General features: G+C 67.8%; 29 protein-coding genes. 13 read left to right on the forward strand and 16 right to left on the reverse strand.

Features of this window, described 5'->3' with window-relative positions; all coding sequences use genetic code 11:
• Positions 1 to 22 precede the first annotated feature (22 nt).
• The 5 genes from AL072_RS12405 to AL072_RS12425 form a co-directional block, all read right to left on the reverse strand.
• A complete protein-coding gene (locus tag AL072_RS12405) occupies positions 23 to 667 on the reverse strand; it encodes an HAD hydrolase-like protein (RefSeq protein WP_045580064.1) in 645 nt (214 codons plus the stop codon).
• Positions 668 to 671: 4 nt separating this feature from the next.
• Positions 672 to 1,172, reverse strand: coding sequence for a molybdopterin-guanine dinucleotide biosynthesis protein B (gene mobB / locus AL072_RS12410; RefSeq protein ID WP_045580063.1), 501 nt, complete (start codon positions 1,170 to 1,172; stop codon positions 672 to 674).
• 11 nt (positions 1,173 to 1,183) lie between these two features.
• A complete protein-coding gene (gene pgsA, locus AL072_RS12415; RefSeq protein ID WP_045580062.1) occupies positions 1,184 to 1,786 on the reverse strand; it encodes a CDP-diacylglycerol--glycerol-3-phosphate 3-phosphatidyltransferase in 603 nt (200 codons plus the stop codon).
• Positions 1,787 to 1,864: 78 nt separating this feature from the next.
• On the reverse strand, positions 1,865 to 3,832 hold the full coding sequence (gene uvrC / locus AL072_RS12420) for an excinuclease ABC subunit UvrC (RefSeq protein WP_425388549.1): 1,968 nt from the start codon (positions 3,830 to 3,832) through the stop codon (positions 1,865 to 1,867).
• 404 nt (positions 3,833 to 4,236) lie between these two features.
• Positions 4,237 to 5,007: an SDR family oxidoreductase gene (locus AL072_RS12425; protein ID WP_045580060.1), complete on the reverse strand. Its 771-nt coding sequence runs from the start codon at positions 5,005 to 5,007 to the stop codon at positions 4,237 to 4,239.
• 70 nt (positions 5,008 to 5,077) lie between these two features.
• On the opposite strand from AL072_RS12425, the gene AL072_RS12430 reads away from it, so the two are divergent.
• The 3 genes from AL072_RS12430 (at position 5,078) to AL072_RS12440 (ending at position 6,582) form a co-directional block, all read left to right on the forward strand.
• The gene (locus AL072_RS12430) at positions 5,078 to 5,893 is read left to right on the forward strand and encodes a hypothetical protein (protein ID WP_045580059.1); all 816 of its coding nucleotides are present in this window, start codon (positions 5,078 to 5,080) and stop codon (positions 5,891 to 5,893) included.
• A 48-nt stretch (positions 5,894 to 5,941) separates the two neighbouring features.
• A complete protein-coding gene (locus AL072_RS12435; protein ID WP_045580058.1) occupies positions 5,942 to 6,172 on the forward strand; it encodes a hypothetical protein in 231 nt (76 codons plus the stop codon).
• Between the two features lie 227 nt (positions 6,173 to 6,399).
• Positions 6,400 to 6,582 carry an RSP_7527 family protein gene (locus AL072_RS12440; protein ID WP_045580057.1) on the forward strand — a complete coding sequence of 61 codons (183 nt, stop codon included), beginning with the start codon at positions 6,400 to 6,402 and terminating at the stop codon, positions 6,580 to 6,582.
• Positions 6,583 to 6,725: 143 nt separating this feature from the next.
• Here AL072_RS12440 and AL072_RS12445 read toward each other — a convergent pair whose 3' ends face one another.
• On the reverse strand, positions 6,726 to 7,106 hold the full coding sequence (locus tag AL072_RS12445) for a DUF983 domain-containing protein (protein WP_045580056.1): 381 nt from the start codon (positions 7,104 to 7,106) through the stop codon (positions 6,726 to 6,728).
• Between the two features lie 460 nt (positions 7,107 to 7,566).
• Between AL072_RS12445 and AL072_RS12450 the strand changes: the two genes are divergently transcribed.
• The 3 genes from AL072_RS12450 to AL072_RS12460 are packed head-to-tail and all read left to right on the forward strand — an operon-like array spanning position 7,567 to position 10,283.
• Positions 7,567 to 8,547 (forward strand): ABC transporter substrate-binding protein, encoded by a 981-nt coding sequence (locus AL072_RS12450; protein WP_045580055.1) that lies wholly within the window; start codon positions 7,567 to 7,569, stop codon positions 8,545 to 8,547.
• 33 nt (positions 8,548 to 8,580) lie between these two features.
• Positions 8,581 to 9,489 carry an ABC transporter permease gene (locus AL072_RS12455; RefSeq protein ID WP_045580054.1) on the forward strand — a complete coding sequence of 303 codons (909 nt, stop codon included), beginning with the start codon at positions 8,581 to 8,583 and terminating at the stop codon, positions 9,487 to 9,489.
• A complete protein-coding gene (locus AL072_RS12460) occupies positions 9,486 to 10,283 on the forward strand; it encodes an ABC transporter ATP-binding protein (protein ID WP_045580053.1) in 798 nt (265 codons plus the stop codon). The genes AL072_RS12455 and AL072_RS12460 overlap by 4 nt, the downstream gene beginning before the upstream one ends.
• A 6-nt stretch (positions 10,284 to 10,289) precedes the next feature.
• On the opposite strand, the gene AL072_RS12465 is transcribed toward AL072_RS12460, so the two are convergent.
• The 6 genes from AL072_RS12465 to AL072_RS12490 form a co-directional block, all read right to left on the reverse strand.
• On the reverse strand, positions 10,290 to 12,089 hold the full coding sequence (locus AL072_RS12465; protein WP_045580052.1) for a monovalent cation:proton antiporter-2 (CPA2) family protein: 1,800 nt from the start codon (positions 12,087 to 12,089) through the stop codon (positions 10,290 to 10,292).
• Positions 12,090 to 12,193: 104 nt separating this feature from the next.
• Entirely contained in the window at positions 12,194 to 13,024 is an 831-nt protein-coding gene (locus AL072_RS12470; RefSeq protein ID WP_045580051.1) for an FTR1 family iron permease, read from the reverse strand.
• A 36-nt stretch (positions 13,025 to 13,060) separates the two neighbouring features.
• Positions 13,061 to 13,408: a cupredoxin domain-containing protein gene (locus AL072_RS12475; RefSeq protein WP_045580050.1), complete on the reverse strand. Its 348-nt coding sequence runs from the start codon at positions 13,406 to 13,408 to the stop codon at positions 13,061 to 13,063.
• A gap of 195 nt (positions 13,409 to 13,603) precedes the next feature.
• The gene (locus AL072_RS12480; RefSeq protein ID WP_045580049.1) at positions 13,604 to 14,053 is read right to left on the reverse strand and encodes a GFA family protein; all 450 of its coding nucleotides are present in this window, start codon (positions 14,051 to 14,053) and stop codon (positions 13,604 to 13,606) included.
• Positions 14,050 to 14,508 (reverse strand): GFA family protein, encoded by a 459-nt coding sequence (locus AL072_RS12485; RefSeq protein WP_045580048.1) that lies wholly within the window; start codon positions 14,506 to 14,508, stop codon positions 14,050 to 14,052. The genes AL072_RS12480 and AL072_RS12485 overlap by 4 nt, the downstream gene beginning before the upstream one ends.
• Before the next feature lie 3 nt (positions 14,509 to 14,511).
• Positions 14,512 to 14,751 carry a DUF1127 domain-containing protein gene (locus tag AL072_RS12490; protein WP_045580047.1) on the reverse strand — a complete coding sequence of 80 codons (240 nt, stop codon included), beginning with the start codon at positions 14,749 to 14,751 and terminating at the stop codon, positions 14,512 to 14,514.
• Positions 14,752 to 14,923: 172 nt separating this feature from the next.
• Here AL072_RS12490 and AL072_RS12495 point away from each other — a divergent pair, with 172 nt between their 5' ends.
• From AL072_RS12495 to plsY, 4 genes are all read left to right on the forward strand, one after another.
• Positions 14,924 to 15,811 (forward strand): transcriptional regulator GcvA, encoded by an 888-nt coding sequence (locus tag AL072_RS12495; protein ID WP_045580046.1) that lies wholly within the window; start codon positions 14,924 to 14,926, stop codon positions 15,809 to 15,811.
• Between the two features lie 80 nt (positions 15,812 to 15,891).
• Positions 15,892 to 16,869, forward strand: a complete 978-nt coding sequence (locus AL072_RS12500) for an aspartate carbamoyltransferase catalytic subunit (RefSeq protein ID WP_045580045.1) — start codon at positions 15,892 to 15,894, stop codon at positions 16,867 to 16,869.
• A gap of 8 nt (positions 16,870 to 16,877) precedes the next feature.
• Positions 16,878 to 18,173 carry a dihydroorotase gene (locus AL072_RS12505; protein ID WP_245636676.1) on the forward strand — a complete coding sequence of 432 codons (1,296 nt, stop codon included), beginning with the start codon at positions 16,878 to 16,880 and terminating at the stop codon, positions 18,171 to 18,173.
• 4 nt (positions 18,174 to 18,177) lie between these two features.
• Positions 18,178 to 18,777 carry a glycerol-3-phosphate 1-O-acyltransferase PlsY gene (gene plsY / locus AL072_RS12510; protein ID WP_144428204.1) on the forward strand — a complete coding sequence of 200 codons (600 nt, stop codon included), beginning with the start codon at positions 18,178 to 18,180 and terminating at the stop codon, positions 18,775 to 18,777.
• 7 nt (positions 18,778 to 18,784) lie between these two features.
• Here the strand turns inward: plsY and AL072_RS12515 are convergent, their stop codons facing one another.
• The 4 genes from AL072_RS12515 to AL072_RS12530 form a co-directional block, all read right to left on the reverse strand.
• Positions 18,785 to 19,126 carry a ribbon-helix-helix domain-containing protein gene (locus AL072_RS12515; RefSeq protein ID WP_045580043.1) on the reverse strand — a complete coding sequence of 114 codons (342 nt, stop codon included), beginning with the start codon at positions 19,124 to 19,126 and terminating at the stop codon, positions 18,785 to 18,787.
• Between the two features lie 76 nt (positions 19,127 to 19,202).
• Positions 19,203 to 19,784, reverse strand: a complete 582-nt coding sequence (locus AL072_RS12520; protein WP_045580042.1) for a DJ-1/PfpI family protein — start codon at positions 19,782 to 19,784, stop codon at positions 19,203 to 19,205.
• Between the two features lie 128 nt (positions 19,785 to 19,912).
• The gene (locus AL072_RS12525) at positions 19,913 to 21,334 is read right to left on the reverse strand and encodes an FAD-dependent oxidoreductase (protein WP_045580041.1); all 1,422 of its coding nucleotides are present in this window, start codon (positions 21,332 to 21,334) and stop codon (positions 19,913 to 19,915) included.
• Between the two features lie 51 nt (positions 21,335 to 21,385).
• Positions 21,386 to 22,477 (reverse strand): polysaccharide pyruvyl transferase family protein, encoded by a 1,092-nt coding sequence (locus AL072_RS12530; protein WP_158511061.1) that lies wholly within the window; start codon positions 22,475 to 22,477, stop codon positions 21,386 to 21,388.
• Positions 22,478 to 22,632: 155 nt separating this feature from the next.
• Between AL072_RS12530 and AL072_RS12535 the strand changes: the two genes are divergently transcribed.
• From AL072_RS12535 to AL072_RS12545, 3 genes are all read left to right on the forward strand, one after another.
• A complete protein-coding gene (locus AL072_RS12535; RefSeq protein WP_045580039.1) occupies positions 22,633 to 22,938 on the forward strand; it encodes a hypothetical protein in 306 nt (101 codons plus the stop codon).
• 254 nt (positions 22,939 to 23,192) lie between these two features.
• Positions 23,193 to 25,145 (forward strand): acetoacetate--CoA ligase, encoded by a 1,953-nt coding sequence (locus tag AL072_RS12540; protein WP_045580038.1) that lies wholly within the window; start codon positions 23,193 to 23,195, stop codon positions 25,143 to 25,145.
• Positions 25,138 to 25,605, forward strand: a complete 468-nt coding sequence (locus tag AL072_RS12545) for a hypothetical protein (RefSeq protein WP_245636677.1) — start codon at positions 25,138 to 25,140, stop codon at positions 25,603 to 25,605. Before AL072_RS12540 ends, AL072_RS12545 begins: the two co-directional genes overlap by 8 nt.
• Positions 25,606 to 25,627: the final 22 nt, after the last annotated feature.

The following is a 25,627-nucleotide window of genomic DNA, read 5'->3' on the forward strand; positions in this document are numbered from 1 at the left end:
AAGAGGGAAAAGGAACGGCCCTCTAACCGCCGAACAGCCCGGCGATGTCCTCGACGCGGGTCAACAGCCGGTCGGGGTTCCGCGCCGCCAGCGCATCCGCCCGCGCATAGCCCCAGGTGACCGCCGCGCAGCCGATGCCTGCGGCACGGGCTGCGTCGATGTCGCGCACCTCGTCGCCGATGCCGATGGTCTCAGCCGCCGGGATACCGGTCAGCCGCAGCATCCGGCGGAACTTGGCGGCCTTGCCGAACAGCGACGACCCGCAACCATAGTGGGCGACCAGCCCCGCCGCCTCCGGGCCCAGCACCCGCCGGACGTTGGCGGCCGAGTTGGAACTGACGATGGCGATGGTGACGCCGCTCCCGTCCAGCGCCCGCAGCATCTCCGGCACCCCGTCGAACGGCCGGATGCCGTCGATGTCGCGCGCCATCAGCCGCCGCATGTGGCCGGCGATGAAGGGCAGCTTCCAGCCGGGAACCCGCAGGTGCCGCATGATCTGCCGGGCGTCGTAGCCGCGCAGCCGCTCCACCTCCTCCGCCCGCACCCGGTCGAAGCCGTAGCGGTCGGCGACGCCGTTCAGCACCGCCATGAACCAGGGAAACGAGTCGGCAAGCGTACCGTCGAAATCGAAGATGGCGAGCCTGATGGACGGTTTACCGGGCGACACCGCCTCACCCCAGCCCGCAGCGCTCCACGATGAAGGCCGCCACCGCCTCCGCGTCGTTCAGGTCGAACAGCGGAACCGGGCAGCCGGGCACCGGCCCGTCGCTGGCCACCGCGACGATGGTCGGGTCGTCGGGGGCGATCAGCGACTTGCCGACCTCGGCGCGCCAGACCTCGATCTTCTCGTGGGGCTCGCGCTTGAACCCCTCGATCAGCAGCAGGTCGACAGGCGCGACCCTGGTCAGCAACTGGTCCAGCGTCAGCTCCGGCTCACCGTCGCGCAGCTCATGCATCAGGGCCCAGCGCAGCGGCGAGCTGACCAGCACCTCGGTGGCGCCGGCCAGACGGTGGTTGTGGCTGTCCTTGCCGGGATGGTCGATGTCGAAGCCCTTGTGGGCGTGCTTCACCGTCGACACCCGCAGGCCGCGGGAGGTCAGGGCCGGAATCAAACGGACCAGCAGCGAGGTCTTGCCGCTGCCGCTCCAGCCGGTCAGCCCGAATATCTTCATGTCGGAAACTCTCAGCCGGCGCTGCGGGCGGACCGGGCGGCAGGCGGCTTCGCCGGCTGTTCGGCCATCATGTGGGTCAACCCGGCGCGCATGTAATCCCACCCGGTGTAGAAGGTCAGGGCCGCGGCGATCCACAACCCGACGATGCCGATGAAGGTCACCGGCAGGTTCGGCGGACCATAATCGCCGACGATCAGAAAGCCCAGCGCGATCATCTGGATCGTCGTCTTCCATTTCGCCAGCCAGGTCACCGGCACCCCGACATGCAGGCCGGCCAGATACTCGCGCAGGCCGGACACCAGCACCTCGCGCAGCAGGATCACCACCGCCGGCAGGATCGACAGGCCGGTCAGCCGGTGGAAGCCCGCCAGCATGATCAGCGTCGCCGCCACCAGCAGCTTGTCGGCGATCGGGTCGAGGAACTTGCCGATCACGCTTTCCTGCGCCCAGGCGCGCGCCAGATAGCCGTCGAACCAGTCGGTGATGCAGGCCGCGGCATAGAGCGCGCAGGCCGTATAGGCGGCCCAGGCTTCCGGCACATAGAACAGCCCGACGACCAGCGGGATCACCGCGATGCGCGACAGGGTCAGCAGGTTGGGCAGACTGGTCAGCATGACGGGAAACTCGAACCGCTTGAGGATGTCGCTGCGCGGCGCCCCTGGGGACCCCGCCCGATTGCCGGTGCCTGCATTCTAACCATCGGGATGGAAGTGATCGTATATCTTTTTCGCAACGGTGCGATTGATCCCTTCCACCGATTCCAGATCGGCCAGCCCGGCGCGCGCCACCGCCGCCCCGCTGCCGAAATGATGCAGCAGCGCCTTCTTCCGCGCCGGCCCGATTCCGGCGATCTCGTCGACCGGTGACTTGCCGATGGCCTTGGTTCGCTTGGCCCGGTGGGTGCCGATGGCGAAGCGGTGGGCCTCGTCGCGCAGCCGCTGCAGGAAATACAGCACCGGGTCGCGCGGCTCCATCTGGAAGGGCGGCCGGTTCTCCATGAGGAAATGCTCGCGGCCGGCGTCGCGGTCCGGTCCCTTGGCGATGCCGACCAGCGTCACGTCATCGATCCCCAGCTCGGCGAACACCTCCAGCGCGACGTTCAGCTGGCCCAGCCCGCCGTCGATCAGCACCAGATCGGGCCAGCTGCCCAGGCTGCGTTCCGGATCCTCCTTCACCGCGCGGCCGAATCGGCGGGTCAGCACCTCGCGCATCATGGCGAAATCGTCGCCGGCCGCCCCCTCGGTGCGGATGTTGAACTTGCGGTAGGCGTTCTTGATGAAGCCGTCCGGCCCGGCGACGATCATCCCACCGATCGCGTGCGCCCCCTGGATGTGGGAGTTGTCGTAGACCTCCACCCGTTCCGGTGCCGCGTCCATGCCGAAGGCCGCCGCCACCCCCTCCAGCAGCCGCGCCTGCGACGAGCTTTCGGCCAGCCGCCGGCCATGCGCCTCGCGCGCGTTGGTCAGCGCATGCTCGATCAGCCGGCGCTTCTCGCCGCGCTTGGGCTCGGCCAGCTCCACCTTTTGGCCGGCACGCACCGCCAGCGCCTCGGTCAGCAGCTCCAGCTCCGGCAGGGCGTGGCTGACCAGCACCAGCGGCGGGGCGGCCTTGTTCTCGTAGAACTGGGCGATGAAGGCCGACAGCACCTCGTCGGTCTCCGCCGACTTGTCGTGGCTGGGGAAATAGGCGCGGTTGCCGTAGTTGCGCCCGCCGCGGAAGAAGAAGACCTGGATGCAGGTCACGCCGCCCTCGGCATAGGCGGCAATGACGTCGGCATCCTCCACCACCCCCTCGACATTGATGTCCTGGTGTGCCTGGATCGCCGTCAGCGCCCGGATCCGGTCGCGGTAGCGCGCCGCCGCCTCGAAATCCATGGCGTCGGAGGCCGCCATCATCTTCCCGGCGAATTCAGTCTGGATGTCGCGGCTCTTGCCCGACAGGAAGGCGCGCGCCTCGCCGACCTGCGCCTGGTATTCCGCCGGGGTGACACGGCCGACGCAGGGCGCGGTGCAGCGCTTGATCTGGTATTGCAGGCAGGGCCGGGTGCGGCTGGCAAAGACGGTGTCGGCGCAGTTGCGCAGCAGGAAGGCGCGCTGCAGCGCCGTGATGGTGCGGTTCACGGCGCCGGCCGAAGCGAAGGGCCCGAAATAGTCGGCGTCCCGCCCACGCGCGCCCCGGTGCTTGGTCAGCTGCGGATAATCGTGGTCCTTGGTGATCATGATGTGCGGAAAGGTCTTGTCATCCCGCAACAACACGTTGTACCTGGGCATCAGCTTCTTGATCAGGTTCGATTCGAGAAGCAGTGCCTCAACTTCGGTGTGAGTGTTGACGAACTCCATCGTCTCGGTCTCGGCGACCATGCGCTGGAGCCTGACCGGCAGCTTGCCGACCTGGGTGTAGTTGGTCACCCGGCGCTTCAGGTTGCGCGCCTTGCCGACATAGAGCACCGCCCCGTCGCCCGCCAGCATGCGGTAGACGCCGGGCGTCTGCGGCAGGGTCTTCAGATGCTCGCGGATGATCTCGACGCCGCGGCCGATGTCGGCCGGCCGCCGCTTCGGGCGCGCTGCGGCCTCACCGGCCAGCACTGCGCCGCCGGCGGTCCCGTCTGCTGTCATTTCGGCGACAGGCGCCGGAGGGGCGGAGGATTGCGTTTCGGACATGACCAGAATGTCGTCGAGAGGCCGTCGCGGGTCAACCGTCGGGCACGCCAAGGACGCATGCGGATCGACTCACCCCTCCGGAAGACTATCCACGAATCCTGTGGATAAGTTTGTCGATAACGGAGGGGGTAGCCCGTCCGGAGCCAAGCGCCGCAACGGATCGCAGGCCTCCGCCTATTTTTTAGGCATTTTTGCTAACTCATTGATTTTGCTAGGTCAGCTTGGAGTCAAGGACGGCTATTGCCGTGTAGACACAAAATTGTCGCGGGGTCGCAGGCGCCTCTTGCGCGGGGTGGGGCACCTGTGTAAAACGCGCGGTCATTTTCACCGCAGCGCACCCGCCCGGCCCCGTCGCCGGGATCGTGCCGCCACATCCACCCTTATTGCCCTGCTGTAACAACCGGCTATTCGGTCGGCACGAAGCCATGCGCCGGTTGCGCCCATCCCAGATGCTCCCCGCCGTCCAGCGCGATCATCTGCCCGGTCATTGCCGGGGCAGCGATCAGGAAGCGGATCGCCGCGCAGACCTCTTCGGGCGTGGTGCCGCGATGCAGCGGGGTCGAGTCCCACTGGGCGGCGAACTCCACCTCGGTCTGGCGATCGTTGCGCAGGGTGGGGCCGGGGCCGATGCCGTTGACGCGGATGCGCGGGGCCAGCGCCAGCGCCAGCGTGCGGGTCAGCGCCCACAGCCCCATCTTCGACAGGGTGTAGGACACGAAGTGCGGCGTCGGGTTCCATACCCGCTGGTCGATCAGGTTGACGATCAGCCCCTGTTCGCCCTCCGGCAACCGTGACGCGAAATCCTGCGACAGCACGAAGGGGGCGCGCAGGTTCGCCTCCATATGGGCGTCCCACGATTCCCGAGTGACATCGCCGACCTCGTCGCGCTCGAAGCGGGAGGCGTTGTTGACCAGCAGGGTCAGCGGCCCCAGCCCTTCGGTCACCGCCGGCACCAATGCCTTCACCTCCGCCTCGCGGTCGAGGTCCGCGGCGAAGGCCATGGCCCGGCCGCCGGCCCGCCCGATCTCGGCGACGACGGCGTCGGCCTCCCTGCGGGACCTGCGGTAATGCACGGCCACGTCCCAGCCCTGCCCCGCCAGATCGAGCGCGATGGCCCGCCCGATGCGCTTGCCGGCCCCTGTCACCAGGGCCGTTTTCCTCTTGATCTCGACCATGCCGCCATTGGTACCCTGCCACCACCGCGGGTCAAGGGGCGAGAGGGCCGAAGGGGAAGAGGATCCGGCGATGCTGCGCGAAGCCTTCGAATACCTGACCACGCCCTGCCCCCCGCTGGCCCGGCGATTCGGCTATCTGGCGGAGATGGTGGCGCTCGGCGCCCGCCACCGGCGCCAGCGGCTGGCCTGGGCGCCGCATGTCGCGGCCTGCCGCCGCTTCGTCGACCAGGCGATCCAGCGGGTCGAGCCGGGCGGGCGGGCTCTGGTCGCCGGATCGGGGCTGCTGATCGAAATCCCGCTCGAATCGCTGACCGCCCGCTTCGACCAGGTGGTTCTCGTCGACATGCTGCATGCCCGCCCGGTGCGCCGCCGCGCGGCACGGCTGCCGAACGTCCGCCTGCTCGAACTGGATGTCAGCGGTGCGCTGGCGCCGCTGGCCACGGCGCTCGACCGCGGCGGTCCGCTGCCGACGGCCTTCGCCCCGCCGGTGCTGGACGGCGAGCCCTTCCGCTTCGCCCTGTCCTGCAACCTGCTGTCACAGTTGCCGCTGCTGCCGCTGGAGGCGCTGGAGCGCCACGCCCCCGACATGCCGGAAGCCGAGCGAATGGCCTTCGCCCGCCGGCTGGTCCGCGACCATCTCGGCTGGCTGTCCCGCGTCGCCGAACGGGCGGCCCTGTTCACCGACACCGACAGCTGCTGGCTGCGCGGCGGCGACGTGCTGGAGGCCGACGACTCGACCTGGGGCCTCGCCCTGCCCGCCCCCGACATGTCTTGGCTGTGGGACATCGCGCCTGCGCCGGAGCAGGACCGACGGCACGACCTGCGCCACGGCGTCGGCGGCTGGTTCGACGTCCGCAAGGTGACGAGTGCCGTCCCGCCCTGTTGAGGAAGGATCGGGAACCACCACCGAAACATTCAGGACGGGAGAGCGCCCATGGCAGCCAACGACCGCGACACCGGCGGCCGGCCGGACCAGGAGTTCGGCATTCCAGGCAGCGAGGAGGCCGGCGTCCTCGGAACCGAGGCACCGCCACCGCACCAGCCCGTTCCGCCCCAGCCCCGGGAGACGGAGGGGCTGGAAGAGTGTCGGCCAGAGGATCGCCCGGTGGATCGGATCGTCACGGACCGCAATGTCGCGGTGGATGGCGCCCGCGATCGCGAATAATGCGATAGAAAGCAATTTGCCATGCGAACTATTATCGGCCTGCCGACCGTAGCCTGCGACAATAGTTCGCACCTCCGTTGATTGGGACAGCTGATACGGAAAACGTCGGGCGGCATTGCGTTGGCCGCGCTTCTTAGGGCAGCTTTTCTGCCCTATCTTGATCCTCACAAGGCAAATAAAGCACAGGGAGTGGACGTCTCTCACCTCAAGTGGAGATTCCCAGAGCCATGAACACGAATTTCGACGACATCCGCGATCCCCGCAGCCATCAAGAGATCATTCTGGTCGCCCGCCGGATGCGCGCCGAGTATCTGCGCGAACTGTTCGGCAAGCTGCGCGCCGCCCTGGCCGGCACCCGCGGCGGCCAAACCGCCAGCCACGGCCCGGTCCTGAGCCCGAGCGCGCGCTGAACCGACGCCGACCCCACGCGTCTCCAAGGGACGTCCCCGCCCGGCGGCGGAACCGGTCCGGATGACAAAAGGGGCGCCGCACGCGACAGTGCGGCGCCCCTTTCCGTTTATTCCCGGCGGCTGGCGTAACCAGCCGGCACCTGCTACCCCCGTTCCGATCCGGGCGCACCCGTGCTCCACAGCAGGCCAAGCACCAGCCCCTTGCAGCGCGGCAACAGGATCAGCGTCAGCACCAGGGTCAGCAGCGGCCAGATCGTCAGATGCACCCAGGTCGGCGGCTCGTAGGACTGTTCCACCGCCAGCAGGGCCGGGATCACGATATGCCCGACGATCAGGATCGTCATCCAGGGCGGTGCGTCGTCGGCACGCAGGTGGCCATAGGCCTCGCCGCAGGCCGAACATTGGTCCACCGGCTTCAGGAAGTTCCGCAGAAGCCGACCGCGCCCGCAGTTGGGGCAGCAGCCGATCAGGCCACGGAACGAGGCGAGTACCCTCGACGGAGCCGCTTCGGTTCCAGCGATCATGACCACTCCTTCAGTGTTGCCCACAATATAGGCTCTTTCCGGTTCCTCCGCATCCCCGCTTGCGGCCGGGTCCGCCATGCGCCGGCGCCCGACATACCCGCCCCGATTGCCCGCCTAAACCCTGGATTTGCCGGCCGCGCTTACCCGGCCACGGCGTCCGTGGTAGGAAGGACCATCCTCGTCCCGATACCGGAGGATTCCGCATGCCCGATGTTCCACGGCCATCCGCTCCGCCTTCCCCCGCCGCGGCGTTACAGCCTTGGATTCGCGGGGTTCCGGACGCCGGTCCGGCGGATGAAGCCTCGAATGGAACAATGGAACGCCGCCCGGAAAATGTTTCATACGGTTTCAAACGTTCCATTCGCCCTCCTTCTCCCGGCCTGCCGCCGCTGCTGCCGAGTTGACGCCGCAGCCCGCCCGGTCTAGGGGAAGACCTTTGCGTTCCGGAGACCAGCCAGCCATGTCCTTCACCCGTCTGTTGTGCGCCGCGGCGGCCCTCGCCGCCTTCGTCGGTCCGCTCGCCGCACCGGTTCCGGCGCTGGCGCAAGGCAAGACCGTCGCCATCACCGCGATCGTCCAGCACCCCGCGCTCGACGCGACCCGCGACGGCGTGGTGGAGGCGCTGAAGGATGCCGGCTTCGTGCAGGGCCGGAACCTGAAGGTCGAGTACCAGAGCGCGCAGGGCAACCCGGCCACCGCCGCCCAGATCGCCCGCCAGTTCGCCGGCTCGCGTCCCGACGTGATCGTGCCGATCTCCACTCCCTCGGCCCAGGCGGTGGCTGCGGCGACCCGCGACCTCCCGGTCGTCTTCACCGCGGTGACCGACCCTGTGTCCGCCCAGCTGGTCAGGTCGATGGACAAGCCCGGCGCCAACATCACCGGCCTGTCCGACATGGCCCCGGTGGCCGAGCATGTCGCCCTGATCCGCGAGATCCTGCCGCAGGCCAGGCGCATCGGCGTGCTCTACAACCCGGGCGAGCCGAATTCCGTCGTGCTGGTCAAGGCGCTGAAGGACGAGGCCGCCAAGGCCGGTCTGACCGTGGTCGAGGCCTCCGTGCCGAAATCGTCCGACGCCCAGCCGGCGGTGCGCAGCCTGGTCGGCAAGGCCGACGCCGTCTACATCCCGCTCGACAACACCGTGGTATCGGCACTGGAGAGCGTCATCGCGGTGGGCCGGCAGGCCAAGCTGCCGATCTTCTCCGCCGACACCGACAGCGTGGCGCGCGGCACCGCGGCCTCAATCGGCTTCGATTATTTCCAGGTCGGCAAGCAGACCGGCGCCATCGTCGCCCGCGTCCTGAAGGGCGAGAAGCCGGGCGACGTCCCGGTGGCGCTTGCCAAGGGCACCGACCTGTTCGTCAATCCCAAATCCGCCGCCGCCATGGGCATCACCCTGCCCGACGCGGTGGTGAAGCGCGCGACCAAGGTGGTCGGGGAGTAAGGGGGCCCGTCCCCTCGAAGGCAAAAGCTCCCCATGACCGAAATCGCCCTCTTCGGCGCCATCGAGATCGGCCTCGTCTATGCGCTGGTCGCCATCGGCGTCTATCTGTCCTTCCGCATCCTGGACTTCCCCGACCTGACGGTCGACGGAAGCTTCCCGCTGGGAGCGGCCGTCTGCGCGGTGCTGCTGATCTCGGGCGTCAACCCGTGGCTCGCCAGCCTCGCCGCCGGGCTGGCCGGCGCCGCTGCCGGGCTGGTGACGGCGACGCTGAACGTGCGCTTCAAGATCCTGCATCTGCTCGCCAGCATCCTGACGATGATCGCGCTGTTCTCCGTCAACCTGCGGGTCATGGGCCGGCCGAACGTGGCGCTGCTGATGCAGGACACGGTGCTGACTCCCTTCTACGGGCTGGGGCTGCCGGAGCACATCGTCCGGCCGCTGGTGGTCGGGATCATCGTCGCGGCGGTGGTCGCCCTGCTCGCCCGTTTCCTGGCCAGCGAGTTCGGGCTGGCGATGCGGGCGACCGGGGTGAACGCCCGGATGGCCCGCGCCCAGGGCGTGAACACCGATGCCCATGTCTATGCCGGCATCGCGCTGTCCAACGGGCTGACCGGGCTGGCCGGCGCGCTGTTCGCCCAGACCAACGGCTTCGCCGACGTCACCACCGGCATCGGCACCATCGTCGTCGGGCTTGCCGCGGTCATCGTCGGCGAGACCGTGCTGCCGGCCCGCGCCCTGGCGCTGGCGCTGATCGGCTGCGTCGCCGGCTCCATCCTCTACCGGCTGGCGGTACAGGTGGCGCTGTCGGCCGACAGCATCGGCCTCCAGGCCTCCGACCTCAATCTGGTGACAGCGGTGCTGGTCGCCGTCGCCCTGATCCTGCCGCGCCTCAAATCCAGGGCGAAGTCCAGGACCGCCCGCAGCGCGAGAGCCGCCGAATGATCGCCGTCGAGGACATCCACGTCACCTTCGGGCGCGGCACGCCGCTGGAGAAGCACGCGCTGCGCGGCATCGGCCTGACCATTCCCGAAGGCCAGTTCGTCACCGTCATCGGCTCCAACGGCGCCGGCAAATCGACCTTCCTCGGGTCGCTGGCCGGCGACGTGCTGGCGGAGCAGGGGCGCATCTCGATCGACGGCACCGACGTCACCCGATGGGACACGCCGCGCCGCGCCGGGCTGGTCGCCCGCGTCTTCCAGGATCCGATGGCCGGCAGTTGCGCCGCCCTGACGATCGAGGAGAACATGGCGCTGGCCGCCGCCCGCGGCCGCCGCCGCGGCCTTGGCCTCGCGCTGGGAGGCGACCGCCGCAAGGGCTTCCGCGACCGCATCGCCGCCCTCGGGCTTGGGCTGGAAAACCGCCTGCATGACCGCATGGGGCTGCTGTCCGGCGGCCAGCGGCAGGCGGTGAGCCTGCTGATGGCGACGCTGGCCGGTTCCAAGATCCTGCTGCTGGACGAGCACACGGCGGCGCTCGATCCCGCCACCGCCGACTTCGTGCTGGATTTGACCCGGCGCATCGTCCGCGACAACCGGCTGACCACGCTGATGGTCACCCACTCGATGCGGCAGGCGCTCGACTATGGCGACCGCACGCTGATGCTGCACGAGGGCCGCGTCGTGCTGGACGTTGCCGGCGACGAGCGCGCCGGCCTCGACGTGCCGCATCTGCTGGCTCTGTTCGCCAGGCAGCGCGGCGGGGCGGAGATCAGCGACGACAGCCTGCTGATCGGCTGAGGCGCCTCACGCCCTGGCTTTCTCTCCGCCGACCACATCCTCGCGATCCGCCTCGAACAGTGCCTGAAGCTCGTCCGCGGCGTCGCGCGATGTCTGGATCAGCTTGGTCTCGTCATTGTGGACCGCGTGCTGCCGGATCAGGGTGCGCTCGTCATGGGCGCGGAAGGTGTCGAGCGTCCGGACGACCTCCCCTTCCGGCAGCCCCATCCGGCGCAGCACGTCGCCGGTCAGGCTGATGCTGGAATCGAAGGTCTCGCGCACGATGTGGGAGACGCCACGGTCCATCAGATGGTGGACATGACGGCGGTTGCGGGCGCGGGCGAAGATGGTCAGGTTGGGGAAATGGCGCGTCGCCAGCTCCACCACGCGCAGCGACTGCTCCATGTCGTCAAGCGCCACCACCAGCACGCTGGCCTTCTCAGCCCCGGCGGCGCGCAGGAGCTCCACGCGGGTCGGATCGCCGTAATAGGCCTTGCTGCCGAACTTGCGGACGAAGTCGACCTGGGCGGCGCTCTGCTCCAGCGCGGTGAAGGGGATGCCGCGCATGCGCAGGACACGGCCGACCACCTGCCCGACCCGGCCGAAGCCGCAGATGATGACCTGCGGGTTGTCGTCCGGCATCGCGTCGAAGGGTCGCTTGGGCTTGGCCGACATCAGCCGCGGGACGAGCCAGCGCTCCACCGCCGCGAACAGGAAGGGGGTGGCCAGCATCGACAGGGTCACCACCAGCATGGCCGCCGATGCCTGCTCCCGCCCCATCGACCCGCCGTCGACGGCCAGCCCGAACAGGACGAAGCCGAACTCGCCGCCCTGACTCAGCACCGTTGCCATCCGCATCGCCCCGGCCCAGGGCACGCCGGCGACGCGGGCAAGCACCAGCATCACCAGCGCCTTCGCCGCAAGCAGGACGATGGCGAGACCGAGGAAGCGGACGGGATGGTCCAGCAGCGCCGGGATGTCCGCCGCCATCCCGACCGAGACGAAGAACAGGCCGAGCAGCAAGCCCTCGAACGGTTCGATATCGGCCTGCACCTCGTGCCGGTATTCGGAATCCGACAGCAGGACGCCGGCCATGAAGGCGCCCAGCGACATCGACAGCCCGGCCTCCTCGATCAGCACGGCGGTGCCGATCACGATCAGCAGGGCGGTCGCAGTGAATATCTCCGGCGCGCCCGCACGGTCGACGGCGCGGAAGATCGGGCGCAGCAGGTAGCGGCCGCCGATCAGCACCCCCACCACCACGACCGCCGCCTTGGCGACGGCCAGCCACGCGCCGTCGGACTGCGGCACCGCGCCGTTGCCGAGCAAGGGCAGCAGCGCCACCGCCGGAATGATCGCAAGGTCCTGGAACAGCAGGACGGAAAAGGCATTGCGCCCGGACTGGTTGGCGAGCAGCCCGCGCTCCGCCATCATCGGCAGCGCCATGGCGGTGGAGGACAGGGCGAAGCCGAAGCCCAGCACCACCGCGGTCGGCCAGGCCAGCCCGAGCCCCCAGCCGCACAGCGCGGCGATGATCGCGCCGGTCGCCGCGACCTGCGCCCCGCCCAGCCCCAGTACCGATTTGCGCATGACCCACAGGCGGGCCGGCCGCAGCTCCAGCCCGATCAGGAACAGCAGCATCACCACGCCGAGTTCGGAGGCATGGGCGATCGACCCGACATTGGTCACCAGCCCCAGTCCAGCCGGCCCGACGATCAGCCCTGCGGCAAGATAGCCGAGCGGCGCACCGAATCCGAACCGCTTCGCCACCGGCACCGCGACCACCATCGCCGCCAGCAGCACCACCAACGTCACCAACTCTGCCATGTCCCCCGCCGCTCCGCTTGCCGCGGAAGGACTATGGCGTGAATTCAAGGGGCAAGGCCAGACACTTGACCGTCAGCGCGGCCCTATACCTTGATGTTATTGCCTCACTCGGCAGCGCCGACCATGCGCGGAACGCTGCGCGCGGCCCAGCGGGTCAGCAGCAGGATGCCTGCGACCACCGCGACATAGGCGACCAGTTGCGCCTCGGTCGGACGGTCGGTGTAGCCGACCATGATGTGCAGCGCCTGCCCGATCAGGCTGTTGTCGCGCAGGAACCCGGAGGTGTCCCACAGCACGGTGCCGCCGGACATCAGTATGCCGGCCTGGGCGAGGAAGTTGACCGCGGTGGAGGCCATGCCGGCAGCCAGCAGGGTCAGCAGCCAGGTGGTGGTGGCGAACAGGTGCCGCGTCGGAATCTGCACCAGCCCGGCATAGAGCAGAACCGACACCAGCGCACCCAGCGCCATGCCGCCCAGCCCGCCGGCAGCGACGGTGGCGAGACCGCCCTCCTCCGACGCCAGGATGCCGGTCAGGAACAGCACGACCTCCGACCCTTCGCGCAGCACCGCCACGCCGATGACGATCGCCAGCGCCGCCAACGACTTCTCGCCGCTCTTGACCGCCCGGCCGACCGCCTTCATGTCGCGGGCCAGTTCCCGGCCGTGCTGCGCCATCCAGGCATTGTGCCAAGCCAGCATGACCACCGCGACCAGCAGCACGCCGGCATTGAACAATTCCTGCCCGGTATCGGCGAACAGCGAGCTGATGCCGTCGGCGAAGGCGGCGACGATGCAGGAGCCGACGATGCCGGCGGCGATCCCCAGCGCGACCCAGCGGCCCCGCCCGACAACGCCTTGCGTGGCAGCCAGGACGATGCCGACGATGAGGCCCGCTTCGAGGACCTCGCGAAAGACGATGATCAGACTGGCGAGCATGGTCGTCTCCGGTATGTGCAGGCGGTCAGGACCGCATCACTCGGCGATCACGGCGCCCTGCGCCGTTGCCTCGTGGAACTCACCGAAGAAGGGATAGCGCCCCGGCTTCAGCGGACCGACCATGACCTTGATCTGCTTGCGCCCGCCGACGATCTTCTCGACCTTCATCTCGCCGCTCTCGAACTCTTCCGACGTGGCGTCCTGGTTGTCGACCAGCAGGGTCACCCGCTTGTTGGCGGTAATCTTCACCTCGGCGGGGTCGAACCGGTGCTCCTTGATGACGATGGTCACCATGTCATCGGCACGGGCGGGAGCCACCTCGACCAGGGCCAGGCCGGTCAGGGCGACGGCGCAGACGGCGGAAAGCAACGAAAAACAGCGCATTCGCGGAAAACCTCGGGACTGGATGAGCGTTTGCTTCTGAAAATCACTCTCACCCCGGACACCCACGGTCAAATGAAAAGGCCCCCGCACGCACCGCAACGCACATGCGACGGAAACGCGCACCCGGCAGGAATGCGGCCGTCTTCGAAACCCGATGAGTGAGCGCAGATACCTGCGCGCGGCGCCCGTTTGCCGTTACGTCGGCTCCGACGACCCGGGAAACTGCTCCAGCCCGTCGGTGATCTCGTAATAATCGGCCTTGTCAGCGACATAGCCGTGCTTCAGCGTCGTCAGGCCGGTGGGCTGGTCGAGGCTGCCCGCGGCGATCTCGATCTCCGTGCTGCGGTCGCCTTTCCAGAACAGCGACGAGCCGCAACGGCCACAGAACCCCCGCTCCGCAATGTCTGAAGAGCGATACCAGGACAATGTCGCGTCGGCCTCGAAGACGACGGTGTCGCGCGGGACCGTGACGTAGGCACCGATATGGCCGTGAAAGCGCCGGCATTGCCCGCAGTGACAGGTGATGACGCCATCCGGTCGCTCGGCCAGCAGGAAGCGGACGCCACCGCACAGGCAGCCGCCCGACAATCCGGGCCCCGGCCCAAATCCTGACTCGATCCCCAGCCCCTTCGAACCGATACTCATGCCACGACCTCTCCCGTGCTGGCCCGGCGCTCGACGCCATCGTCGCCGATGTCGTAATAGCCGCCCTTGTGGTCGACGAAGATGTGGCGCTCGACCCAAAGCCCCGTCGCATCGTCCAGGCTGCCGGCGGTCACGGTGATGCGCGGTCCGCCGTCTGCCGGAGCCTGCTCCAGCATCTCCCAGAACAGGCCCGCACCGCACCGCACGCAAAAGCCGCGGCGTGCCCGGTCGGAGGACGCGTACCACGTCAGCGTGTCCTGCGAGAGAAGACGCAATGCCGCACGCGGCAAGGCGGTGTAGGCGCCGACATGGCTGTGCTGACGCCTGCACTGGGCACAATGACAGAAGGAGATTGGCTCCGGCCGGGTGTCGAGGGCATAGCGCACACCGCCGCACAGACAGCCGCCGGTCCACGCCCGGTCTTCCTCGAAGCCATCCTGACGACCGCCGGCCATCGCTCAGCCCTGCCAGAAGGGCTTGTGGGATTCCTGTTCCGCATCGGCACGGGAAATGCCGATGTCGGACAGCAGGTGGTCGGGCAGAGCCTCCAGCGCCCGGCGCTGCCGGCGCCGCTCGCTCCAGGTTGCGAAGCGGTCGAACAGGGAGACCAGCCAGTCCCCCATGCCGGTGCCGGAGCGGACCGGGGTACGGGCGGACAGCGTGGCGCTGGAGAGGGACGACTGCGTTCCGTGAGCCATGATCGGGTCTCCTCCGACAGATGGGGAGCGGGGCTTCGGCCTCGTCGCTCCGGTTCATGTGATCGTTTGTGAAAGCGAGGATGGGGCAGACGCCGCTTGCCGACAAACGACGGTTTCTCATAGAATCGATTAGCTCTCCTAATCCGATTCCCTTCCTCCGGTACGCCCCCGCATGTCACGCCGCCTGCCTCCGCTGAACGCGCTGCGCGCCTTCGAAGCCGCTGCACGTCATCTTTCCTTCACCAAAGCCGCCGACGAGCTGCATGTGACGCAGGCAGCGGTCAGCCACCAGATCAAGGCGCTGGAGGAATGGCTCGGATTACCGCTGTTTCGTCGAATGAACCGCGCGCTCGCCCTGACGGAGGCCGGTCAGAGCTATCTGCCGCCGGTGCGTGAGGCGATGGACACGCTGTCCCAGGCGACCGACCGGCTGATCCGCGCCGACAGCAGCGGCACGCTGACCATTTCCACCATGCCCAGCTTCGCGTCGAAATGGCTGGTGCCGCGCCTGATGCGCTTCCAGAAACGCCATCCCGAAATGGACGTGCGGGTCCACAGCACGGCACAGGTGGTGGATTTCGCCCGCCACGACGTCGACCTCGCCATCCGCTTCGGCAATGGCCTGTGGCCGGACCTGCGCGTGGAGCGGCTGTTGACGGAAGAGATCTTTCCGGTCGGCCACCCCTCGCTGCTGGCCGGCGACCGTCCGCTGGTCAACCCGGACGATCTACGGCACCACACGCTGCTGCATGACGATTACAATATCTCCTGGACCGTGTGGTGCCGGGCGGCGGGAATCGAGGGGGTGGACACCGAGCGCGGCCTGCAGTTCGACGACTCCTCCTTCACCCTGCAGGCAGCGATCAACGGCCACGGGATCGCGCTCGCCCGCGGCGTGCTGGTCGCCGACGACATCGCCGCCGGACGGCTTGTGCGGCTGTTCGAGGTGCGGCTGCCCGGCAGCCTGGCCTATTATGTTGTGGCGCCGCAGCATTACTTTTCCCGGCCGAAGGTGAAGGCCTTCCGCGACTGGCTGTTCGACGAGGCGGGAGCGACCTGAAAAGCGTCGGCGAAGCCTTGCCGTGGCCGATGCCTTGAACGGCTTGCGGGCGCCCATGCGCGCTCCTATAGTCCGCGCCCATGAGCGCGAACCCGTCCCCCGACACGGTCTTCCCGCACCGCCATCTCCTCGGTATCGAGGGACTGCGGGCCGGCGAGATCACCCAGATCCTCGACCTTGCCGACGGCTATGTCGAGCAGAACCGCCGTCCCGTGAAGAAGTCCAACCTGTTGGACGGCCGCACGCAGGTGAACCTGTTCTTCGAGAACTCCACCCGCACGCGTACCAGCTTCGAGCTGGCCGGCATGCGGCTGGGTGCCGACGTGATCAACATGTCGACCGACAGCAGTTCGGTGAAGAAGGGCGAGACCCTGATCGACACGGCGATGACGTTGAACGCCATGCACCTGGATGCGCTGGTGGTGCGCCATGCCGATTCGGGCGCGGTCAAGCTGCTGGCCGACAAGGTCAACTGCTCGGTCATCAATGCAGGCGACGGCCACCACGAGCACCCGACCCAGGCGTTGCTCGACGCGCTGGCGATCCGCCGCCGCCTCGGCCGGCTGGACGGGCTGATCGTGGCGATCTGCGGCGACATCCTGCACAGCCGCGTCGCGCGTTCCAACATCCACCTGCTGAATGCGATGGGCGCCCGGGTGCGCTGCGTCGCGCCGCCGACGCTGCTGCCCTCGCAGATCGAGCGGCTGGGCGTCGAGGTCCATCACTCGATGAAGACCGGCCTGCGCGACGCCGACGTCGTGATGATGCTGCGCCTGCAGACCGAGCGGATGAGCGGCCAGTATGTCCCCTCGACCCGCGAGTATTTCTACTTCTACGGCCTCGATTACGAGAAGCTGGAGGTGGCGAAGCCCGACGCGGTCATCATGCATCCCGGCCCGATGAACCGCGGCGTGGAGATCGACTCGGAGGTCGCCGACGACCTCAAGCGCTCGATGATCCTCGATCAGGTGGAATTGGGCGTGGCCGTCCGCATGGCCGTGCTCGACCTGCTGACCCGTGAACGCCGCCAGTCCGATTCCGCGGGAGCCGCCCGATGAGTGCTCCGATGAATACCCGTACCGTCTATCGCAACGCCCGCCTGCTCGATCCGGCGACTGGCCTCGACCAGCGCGGCGACCTGCTGATCGACGGCGAGAGGATCGCCGATTTCGGCCCCGGCCTGTTCAACGATTCCACGCCCGAGGGTGCGGAGGTGATCGACCTTGCCGGCCGGTGCCTCGCCCCCGGACTCGTCGACATGCGCGTGCTGATCGGCGAGCCGGGCGAGGAGGAAAAGGACACGATCAAGAGCGCGTCGCGCGCCGCGGCTGCCGGCGGCATCACCGCCATGGCGCTGCTGCCGAACACCGACCCGGTCCTGGACGAGGTCGCCGGGCTGGAGTTCATCGCGCGGCGCGCCCGCGAGGTGAAGCTGGTCAAGGTGTTCGCCTATGGCTCGGCCACCCGCGGCACCGAAGGCAACGAAATCACCGAGATGGGCCTGCTGAGCCATGCCGGTGCGGTCGCCTTCACCGACGGCACCAAGACCATCGTCAGCGCCAAGACGATGCGCCGGGCCCTGAGCTATGCCAAGACCTTCGGCAAGCTGATCGTCCAGCACCCCGAGGAGCCGTCGCTGGCATCGGGCGGCATGATGAATTCCGGCGAGATTGCCACCCGCCTCGGCCTGGTCGGCATCCCGCGCGAGGCCGAGATCATCATGATCGAGCGCGACCTGCGGCTGGCCGAGCTGACCGGCGGGCGCCTGCATTTCGCACATGTCACCACATCCGAGTCGGTCGACCTGATCCGCCGGGCCAAGGCGCGCGGGCTGACGGTGACCTGCGACACCGCCCCGCATTACTTCGCCCTGACCGAGACCGACGTCGGCGATTACCGCACCTATGCCAAGGTCTCGCCGCCGCTGCGCGGCGAGATGGACCGCCGGGCGGTGGTGGAGGGGCTGGCCGACGGCACCATCGACGCCATCGCGTCCGACCATGTGCCGCAGGACCAGGACCAGAAGCGCCTGCCCTTCGCACAGGCCGCCTGCGGCGTGATCGGGCTGGAGACCCTGTTCCCGCTGACGCTGGAACTTGTGCACAAGGGCAGGATGCCGCTGCTGAAGGCCCTGGCTTGCGTCACCTCGAACCCTGCCCGGATTCTCGACCTGCCGCTCGGCCGGATCGTCAAGGGGGGAGCGGCCGACCTGGTCGCCTTCGACCTGGACGTGCCGTGGCAGATCGACGTCAGCCGCTTCAAGTCGAAGTCGAAGAACTCACCCTTCGAGAACCGTCCAGTCCAAGGCCGGCCGTTGCGCACCGTCGTCGACGGCCGCACGGTCTGGCAGGCGGAGGATTGATCCGGTGCTGCCCCTGCTCCTGTCCGCCCTGCTGGGTTACCTGCTGGGTTCGATCCCGTTCGGTCTGGTGCTGACCCGTCTGGCCGGGCTGGGCGACATCCGTCAGATCGGCTCCGGCAATATCGGCGCCACCAACGTGCTACGTACCGGCAACAAGCCGCTGGCGCTGGCGACCCTGCTGCTGGACAGCGGCAAGGGCGCCATCGCCGCGCTGCTGGCGCTGTGGTGGAGCGGCCCCGAAGCGGCGGTGCTGGCCGCGGGCGGCGCCATGCTGGGCCACAGCTTCCCGGTGTGGCTCGGCTTCAAGGGCGGCAAGGGTGTGGCGACGGCGCTCGGCGTGCTGCTGGCCGTGTCCTGGCCGGTCGGCCTGCTGGCCTGCCTGACCTGGCTGGTCATGGCGGCGCTGTTCCGCATCTCGTCGCTGTCGGCACTGACGGCACTGGGCATCAGCCCGTTGACAGGCTGGTATTTCGGCGGACCACTGGTGGCAGGCCTGTGCCTGTTCATCGCAATCCTGGTCTTCATCCGCCACGAGGCGAACATTCGCCGCCTGCTGAAGGGCGAGGAACCGAAGATCGGCGCCGGCAAGAAGAAGGCAGCCTAAGCCCCTATCACATCCCGGCGGCAGTGGCGTGCAGGCTCACCACCGTGCCGCCTCGCCGCTGCGCCGGCATGCGGTCTTCACCGGCATTCACCACCAGCGACAGGTAGCGCAGGCAGCTCACCCGCAGGAAGGACGCCAGATTGGGCACCTCGCCGCGGAATTCGACGATCTCGTCGTAGAGCTTGGCGATCAGCTGGTTGGTGGTCATGCCGTCTCGCGCGGCGATCTCGGCCAGCACATCCCAGAACAGCGCTTCGAGCCGGATCGTGGTGACGACACCATGAATCCTGACCGAACGCGAGCGCGGCTCGTACAGGATCGGGTCGGCCTTGACGTAGATCTCGCACATCGCCGGAATCCTCCCGGTCAAGCGGAAGGGGCAGCGGCAGGATTGCGGCCGCCCCTGACCATGCACCACGATCACATCACAGTTCGATGCGGGTTCCCAGCGCGGCGATGAAGCGCGACATCCAGGCGGGATGGGCCGGCCAAGCCGGGGCGGTGATCAGGTTCCCCTCGGTCACCGCATCGTCGATGGCGATGTCGGCATACTCGCCGCCGGCAAGCTCCACCTCCGGCCGGCAGGCGGGATAGGCCGAGACCCGCCGCCCTTTCAACACGCCGGCCGCAGCCAGCAGCTGGGCGCCATGGCAGACCGCGGCGATGGGCTTGCCGGCGGCATCGAACTCCCTGACGAGCGCCAGCACCGCAGGATTGAGCCGCAGATATTCCGGAGCCCGGCCGCCCGGAATCACCAGGGCGTCGTAGGAGTCCGCGGACACCGTCTCGAAGCTGGCGTTGAGCGTGAAGTTATGGCCGCGCTTCTCGCTATAGGTCTGGTCCCCCTCGAAATCATGGATCGCGGTGGCCACGCGGTCGCCCGCCACCTTGCCGGGGCAGACCGCATGGACCACATGGCCGATCGCCAGCAGGGTCTGGAACGGCACCATGGTCTCGTAATCCTCGGCATAATCGCCCACCAGCATCAGAATGGTCTTCGCCGCCATCGCATCCTCCCGTGATCGGTGGAAATCCATTTGCGGGACGGATTGTAGGGCGCCGAACGGCCCGGCAGGTAACAGCGGGCTATGACGGCGGGATTTTCCGGCCCCCCTGGCTTCCGGCTCCGGATGCCCTACTCCACCGGCCGCAGCAAGGCACCCTGGCGCAGCAGCTCCGTCTGCACCACGCGATGATGCATGTCGCGCGGCTGTTCGCCTCGCTTGGCCGCAAAGGCGGCACAGACGCCGGCGGCCTGTCCGGTTGCCATGCAGGTGGGAGTGACGCGATAGGAAGAATGGGCCTCGTGGCTGCCGGAGATGCAGCGCCCGGCCACCAGCAGATTGTCCATGCCGACCGGCAGCAGGGCACGCAACGGCACTTCGTACCATTCGCCGGTCGGCACGCGCTTCAGGGTCGTGCCCTTGCCGGTCGGGCTGTGGATGTCGACGGGATAGGTTCCGCGGGCCACCGCATCGTCGAACTTGGCCGCGCCCAGCACATCGTCGGCGCTCATGCGGTAACGGCCGACGATCCGCCGCGTCTCGCGCACGCCGGCGGCAACGCCGGTCTGGCAGATATGGGAATCGGCGAAACCCGGCACGTATTTCTTCATGAACGCCGCGATCTGCGCCGCCTGCCGCCGGCTTTCCCATTCGGCGCGGGTCAGGTCGAAGACGTCCGTGCCCAGCACGCCGGTCACCCGTGTGCAGTTCAGCGCCACCTCGTCCGGATGGGTGGTGCCGAAGAACAGGATGTCCTCGCGCGTCAGGGACAGATCGCCGTTGGCGGTGGCCTTCGACACCAGATCCCACAATCCATGCACGCCCCGCCACTGGGTCGGATTCTCATGCACGAATCCGGAAAACCGGCCATGGTCGAAGCCGGCCATGCGGAACATCAGCGTCATCGGCTGGGTCAGCCCGTCCTCGTCACGGCCGATCTCATATTCGGCACCGGACAGGGCGGCGATATCGCCGTCGCCGGTACCGTCGACGATGGTTCCGGCCTCGATCACCAACGGGCCGGACTTCGTTTCGAAAACGACGCCGGTCGGCCGACCACGCTCCCCCACGATGCCGGACGCGAAGGCATGCAACAGCACCCGCACCCCGGCCTCGTCCAGGATCTCCTGCGACACCGCCTTCAGGACTTCCGGGTCGAAGGGCACGGTGAAACCGGTATCGGACGACGGAGCGATGGCGCCATGCGCGGCATAAAGCCGGCCGAGGAACGCCGCCAGCGCCCCGCCGACCACCGGCTCGCCGGGACCGTGGTCCTGCGGCATCAGCTTGGTGTTGTCGACGACGGCGACCGATCCGCGCTGGGTATAGAAACTCATCCAGGGCATGACCAAAGCCACCGTGGCATTGCCGCCCAGAAAGCCGTAGCGCTCGACCAGGATGGTGTCGGCCCCCGCCTGCGATGCACCCATCGCCGCGGCCATTCCCGCCGGACCTCCACCGACGACCAGCACGTCGCAACGGCCGACCCGCGTGGCGATGCGCGGCGGCAGGGTGACTGTGGCCGGGTCGGCGGGCAGTGTCAGGACGGGCACGGTTCGATCTCCCTGGGGTTTTTCGGTTCGTTCAATACCGTCTGAGCGGCATCACTCCTCTCCGCGCGTGGCCAGCGGCGCCGTGCGACTGGCGAGTTCCTGCAGGCGCGGTATATTTTCGCGCAGCAACGCCTCCTGGTCGGCGCGGTGATCCCACAGCCGGTCGAGATCGGCCAGGAAGGTGCCGGCCGTCGTATGGGCGACGGTGGAGCGCGGTTCCAGCCCCAGCGAAGTCAGGAAGTCCGCCACCTTGGAGGCATAAGGCAAAGCCATCACCGGTGTGCCGGATATGGCCGCGAAGATCAGAAAATGCAGCCGCATCCCCACGGCGAGATGCAGATGCTCCATCAATCCGAGGATCTGCCGCGGTCCGTACCGGTATTTCAGCAGATGGGCCCGCTCCGGCAGGCTCATTCGCCCCATCACCCGGTGAGCCTCGCGCACATCGGCGCGCTCCATCGGTACGAACAGCACGTCGGCCTCGAACCGTTCGGTCATGAAATCGGCAGCCTCGGCCAACAACTGGTGGTAGGCGGCCTCCGACAGATCCGGTGCAGCCCCCCCGCGTTCGCGCACCGACAGGCCGATCAGCGGCCGGTCGCGGGGAACGCCGGCTTCAGCCAGCATTTCGACGCCGAAGGGTTCGGGGGTCAGCAGCAGGGCCGGGTCGGCGGTAACCTCGACCGGGACGCGGACACCGATCTCCTCGATCAGGCGCTTGGCGCTCTGTTCACGCACCGTGATACCATCCATGCGGTCGAGTCCGTCGCGCACCGCATCGCGCTCGACCTGATGTTTCAACGGGCCGACCCCGATGGCGAAGGTGCGGGTCGGTATGCCGAAGCGCTGGGCGATGACGACTTCGCGCAGATAGGTTTGGGCCTCGCTGTCATAGAGGATGCCGCCGCCGCCCAGCAGCAGCAGGTCCAGCCGCTCGACCTCCGGCATGATCTCATCCCGTGTCGCTTCACGAGGATTCAACACACGGTCGACCGCGTGGTTGGCGCGGGTGTGTTCCGCATCGCGGGTGAAGACGACGATCTCGACCTCCGGTACGGTCGCCCGCAATTGCTCGACGGCGGCGGTGAGGATCGCCTCATCTCCCAGGTTCAGACCACCATAAGACCCGGAAATCCCGATCACTTTCATTGTGCTCCACCCCCGATCCCGCTGGGAGGCGCCCGGCCATGCGGAAGCGCTGCCGGGAAAACCGCTTGCGCACAGGCAAAGTTCCCGTCGCATGCATTATGCGGTGGGCGGTCATGCAGTGGTCGGATGCGCCGGCTGGGTTCCGAAGCATGCCGCTGGCGGACGGTCAGCCGGCGCGGATCGACGCTGCCCGCGCACTGTTTGCAAAATTCGCGGCCGGGTTGAAGGCGATGGAAGGCCATAGGACCGCCATGGCCGAGGCTGGCTATCCTGCTGGCATGGCTGCACGCGGCACCGGCGAGGTGTCCTCCAACATCCTGGGCGTCAATCAGACGGCATCGGAAACCGGATCGGTGGCGGGTCAGGTCCTGCACGCGGCCGGCGGCCTCGCTCGCAAAGCCGAGCGGCTGCGTCAGGAAGTTCAGAATTTCGTGGCGACGATCCGGGCGGCCTGACCGAGCATCCCCCCACGCCGACGGTGGCAAGCCCGTGCGGCGGGGAGGCCCCTCCCCGCTGTTTGCATTTGCATCAGCTTGATTTCATTCTGCGTTCCGCGAACCACGCCCGGCAGCATCTCACCCACCGGGGGAAAGACAACCGGTGCAGCCATGCGCTATGCTGCACGGCAATCCGGGGTACGAACAAGCAACCCGGCAGATGAGCCGGCGGCTTGATGCCGGCTGGAAACCAGACGCTGAGGGAATCGAGAATGGACACTCCGCTGTGGAGCCCGAGTGAGGAACGCATCGCGCAGGCCAACCTGACCGCCTTCCGGGAAGCGGCGAACGCGCGTTTCGGATTGCGGCTCGACGGTTACGAAGCGCTCTACAACTGGTCCATCGCCGAGAAGGAACGGTTCTGGCGTTTCCTGTGGGAGTGGGCGGGACTGACCGGCGACCTGGGTACTGTCGACCTGCTGGACGGCAACAGGATGCCGGGCGCCCGCTGGTTCCCGGAAGCGCGCCTCAGCTATGCCGAAAACCTGCTGGCCGGGGCGCCCGCCGACGATGCCGTGGTCTTCTGGGGCGAGGACAAGGTGAAATACCGCTGGAGCGGCACCGAGTTGAGGGCCACCGTCTCCCGGCTCCAGCAAGCGCTGAAGGCGAAGGGAGTCGGCAAGGGCGACCGCGTCGCGGCCATCATGCCCAACATGCCGGAAACACTCGCGGCGATGATCGCCACCACCAGCCTGGGCGCGGTCTGGTCATCCTGCTCGCCGGATTTCGGCATCCAGGGCATCACCGACCGCTTCGGCCAGATCGAGCCAAAGGTGGTCTTCGCCCCCGATGCCTACTGGTACAATGGCAAGAGCCACGACGTCCGCGCCAAGCTGGTCGAGGTGCTGAAGGACCTGCCGACCGTCATCGCCACCGTCATCGTTCCCTATGTCGAACAGACGCCCGATGTGTCGATGATTCCGGGTGCCGTCGGATTCCAGGACTTCATGGCGCCCCATCCGGCGGCCGAACCGGTCTTCGAACGGGTCGCCTTCGACCACCCGCTGTTCATTCTCTATTCCTCCGGCACCACCGGAAAGCCGAAATGCATCGTCCATGGCACCGGCGGCACCATCCTGCAGCATGTGAAGGAACACCGGCTGCACTGCGACCTGAAGCCCGGCGACCGGCTGTTCTACTTCACCACCTGCGGCTGGATGATGTGGAACTGGCTGGTGACCGGGCTGGCCAGCGGCACGACGCTGGTCCTCTATGACGGATCGCCCTTCGCGCCGAACGGCAACATCCTGTTCGACTATGCCGAAGCCACGAAGGTGACCCTGTTCGGTACCTCTGCCAAGTTCATCCAGTCGCTGGAGAAGTCAGGGTTGGAGCCGATCAGGACCCACCCGCTGACAAGCTTGCGGACACTGACCTCTACCGGCTCGCCGCTGATGCCGGAGAATTTCGAGTTCGTCTACCGCGCGATCAAACAGGATGTCCATCTCGCCTCGATCAGCGGCGGAACCGACATCATGTCGTGCTTCGTGCTGGGCAACCCCATCGCTCCGGTCTGGAAGGGCGAGATCCAGACTCGTGGACTTGGCATGGCGGTGGAAGCCTTCGACGACAACGGCATGGCGGTGCGCGGCGAAAAAGGTGAACTGGTCTGCACCCGTCCCTTCCCCAGCATGCCGATCGGCTTCTGGGCCGATCCCGACGGATCGAAATACCGCACCGCCTATTTCGACCGCTTCCCCGACATCTGGGTCCATGGCGACTTCATAGAGCAGACCGAACATGGCGGCTGGGTAATCTACGGCCGGTCGGACACGGTGCTGAACCCCGGCGGCGTGCGCATCGGCACGGCTGAGATCTACCGTCAGGTCGAACAGCTGCCGGAGATCATGGAGGCGGTCTGCATCGGACAGGAATGGGACGGCGACGTCCGCGTCGTGCTGTTCGTCGTCTTGCGCGAGGGCATGACGCTTGACGAGAGCCTTGCCGCAGCCATCCGCAAGCGGATCAAGGACAATTGCTCTCCCCGCCACGTCCCGGCGAAGATCGTGCAGGTCACCGACATCCCGCGCACGCGCTCCGGCAAGATCACCGAACTGGCGGTGCGCGATGCCGTCCACGGCCGCTCGATCAAGAACACCGAGGCGCTGTCCAATCCGCAGGCCCTCGACGAGTTCCGCGAACGGTCCGAATTGAGTGGTGCTTGATGTGGCGCCGCCGCTGTTCCTGGATCTCGACGGAGTGCTGGCCGACTTCGACCGCGGCGTCGTCGCGGTTACCGGCAGGCGCCCGGAGCAGCTGGCGGTGAAGGAGATGTGGCGGGCCCTGTCCCGCCACGCCGACTTCTTCGGCACCTTGGAGTTCATGCACGACGCGCAGGAACTGTGGAGCTTCTGCGCGCAGCACCGGCCGGCCATCCTGACCGGGCTCCCGCTCGGCAGTTGGGCACCCGACCAGAAGATGCGCTGGGTCGCCCGGATGCTGGGCGCGGACGTGCCGGTCATCACCTGCATGGCCCGCGACAAGGCCCGGCACGCCACCCCCGGTGCGGTTCTTGTCGACGACCGCGAGAAGGCCCGCACCCCCTGGGAGGCGGCGGGCGGCCATTTCGTCCTTCATCGCAACGCCGCCGAAAGCATCGCCGAACTGACGAAGCTGGGCTTCTGAAGGGCGGCGGCGATGCGATCGC

It is taken from the genome of Azospirillum thiophilum, assembly GCF_001305595.1.
Lineage (GTDB): Bacteria > Pseudomonadota > Alphaproteobacteria > Azospirillales > Azospirillaceae > Azospirillum > Azospirillum thiophilum.

Coding starts and splice junctions, on each gene's coding strand:
- AL072_RS12505 (WP_245636676.1), top strand. CDS start 16,878: ATGAATACCCGTACCGTCTATCGCAACGCCCGCCTGCTCGATCCGGCG.
- AL072_RS12455 (WP_045580054.1), top strand. CDS start 8,581: ATGACCGAAATCGCCCTCTTCGGCGCCATCGAGATCGGCCTCGTCTAT.
- AL072_RS12470 (WP_045580051.1), bottom strand. CDS start 13,024: ATGCTCGCCAGTCTGATCATCGTCTTTCGCGAGGTCCTCGAAGCGGGC.
- AL072_RS12490 (WP_045580047.1), bottom strand. CDS start 14,751: ATGGCTCACGGAACGCAGTCGTCCCTCTCCAGCGCCACGCTGTCCGCC.
- pgsA (WP_045580062.1), bottom strand. CDS start 1,786: ATGCTGACCAGTCTGCCCAACCTGCTGACCCTGTCGCGCATCGCGGTG.
- AL072_RS12440 (WP_045580057.1), top strand. CDS start 6,400: ATGAACACGAATTTCGACGACATCCGCGATCCCCGCAGCCATCAAGAG.
- AL072_RS12485 (WP_045580048.1), bottom strand. CDS start 14,508: ATGGCCGGCGGTCGTCAGGATGGCTTCGAGGAAGACCGGGCGTGGACC.
- AL072_RS12425 (WP_045580060.1), bottom strand. CDS start 5,007: ATGGTCGAGATCAAGAGGAAAACGGCCCTGGTGACAGGGGCCGGCAAG.
- AL072_RS12430 (WP_045580059.1), top strand. CDS start 5,078: ATGCTGCGCGAAGCCTTCGAATACCTGACCACGCCCTGCCCCCCGCTG.
- AL072_RS12445 (WP_045580056.1), bottom strand. CDS start 7,106: ATGATCGCTGGAACCGAAGCGGCTCCGTCGAGGGTACTCGCCTCGTTC.
- AL072_RS12435 (WP_045580058.1), top strand. CDS start 5,942: ATGGCAGCCAACGACCGCGACACCGGCGGCCGGCCGGACCAGGAGTTC.
- AL072_RS12480 (WP_045580049.1), bottom strand. CDS start 14,053: ATGAGTATCGGTTCGAAGGGGCTGGGGATCGAGTCAGGATTTGGGCCG.
- AL072_RS12450 (WP_045580055.1), top strand. CDS start 7,567: ATGTCCTTCACCCGTCTGTTGTGCGCCGCGGCGGCCCTCGCCGCCTTC.
- AL072_RS12460 (WP_045580053.1), top strand. CDS start 9,486: ATGATCGCCGTCGAGGACATCCACGTCACCTTCGGGCGCGGCACGCCG.
- AL072_RS12475 (WP_045580050.1), bottom strand. CDS start 13,408: ATGCGCTGTTTTTCGTTGCTTTCCGCCGTCTGCGCCGTCGCCCTGACC.
- uvrC (WP_425388549.1), bottom strand. CDS start 3,832: ATGTCCGAAACGCAATCCTCCGCCCCTCCGGCGCCTGTCGCCGAAATG.
- AL072_RS12540 (WP_045580038.1), top strand. CDS start 23,193: ATGGACACTCCGCTGTGGAGCCCGAGTGAGGAACGCATCGCGCAGGCC.
- AL072_RS12535 (WP_045580039.1), top strand. CDS start 22,633: ATGCCGCTGGCGGACGGTCAGCCGGCGCGGATCGACGCTGCCCGCGCA.
- AL072_RS12495 (WP_045580046.1), top strand. CDS start 14,924: ATGTCACGCCGCCTGCCTCCGCTGAACGCGCTGCGCGCCTTCGAAGCC.
- AL072_RS12465 (WP_045580052.1), bottom strand. CDS start 12,089: ATGGCAGAGTTGGTGACGTTGGTGGTGCTGCTGGCGGCGATGGTGGTC.
- AL072_RS12520 (WP_045580042.1), bottom strand. CDS start 19,784: ATGGCGGCGAAGACCATTCTGATGCTGGTGGGCGATTATGCCGAGGAT.
- AL072_RS12515 (WP_045580043.1), bottom strand. CDS start 19,126: ATGTGCGAGATCTACGTCAAGGCCGACCCGATCCTGTACGAGCCGCGC.
- AL072_RS12500 (WP_045580045.1), top strand. CDS start 15,892: ATGAGCGCGAACCCGTCCCCCGACACGGTCTTCCCGCACCGCCATCTC.
- mobB (WP_045580063.1), bottom strand. CDS start 1,172: ATGAAGATATTCGGGCTGACCGGCTGGAGCGGCAGCGGCAAGACCTCG.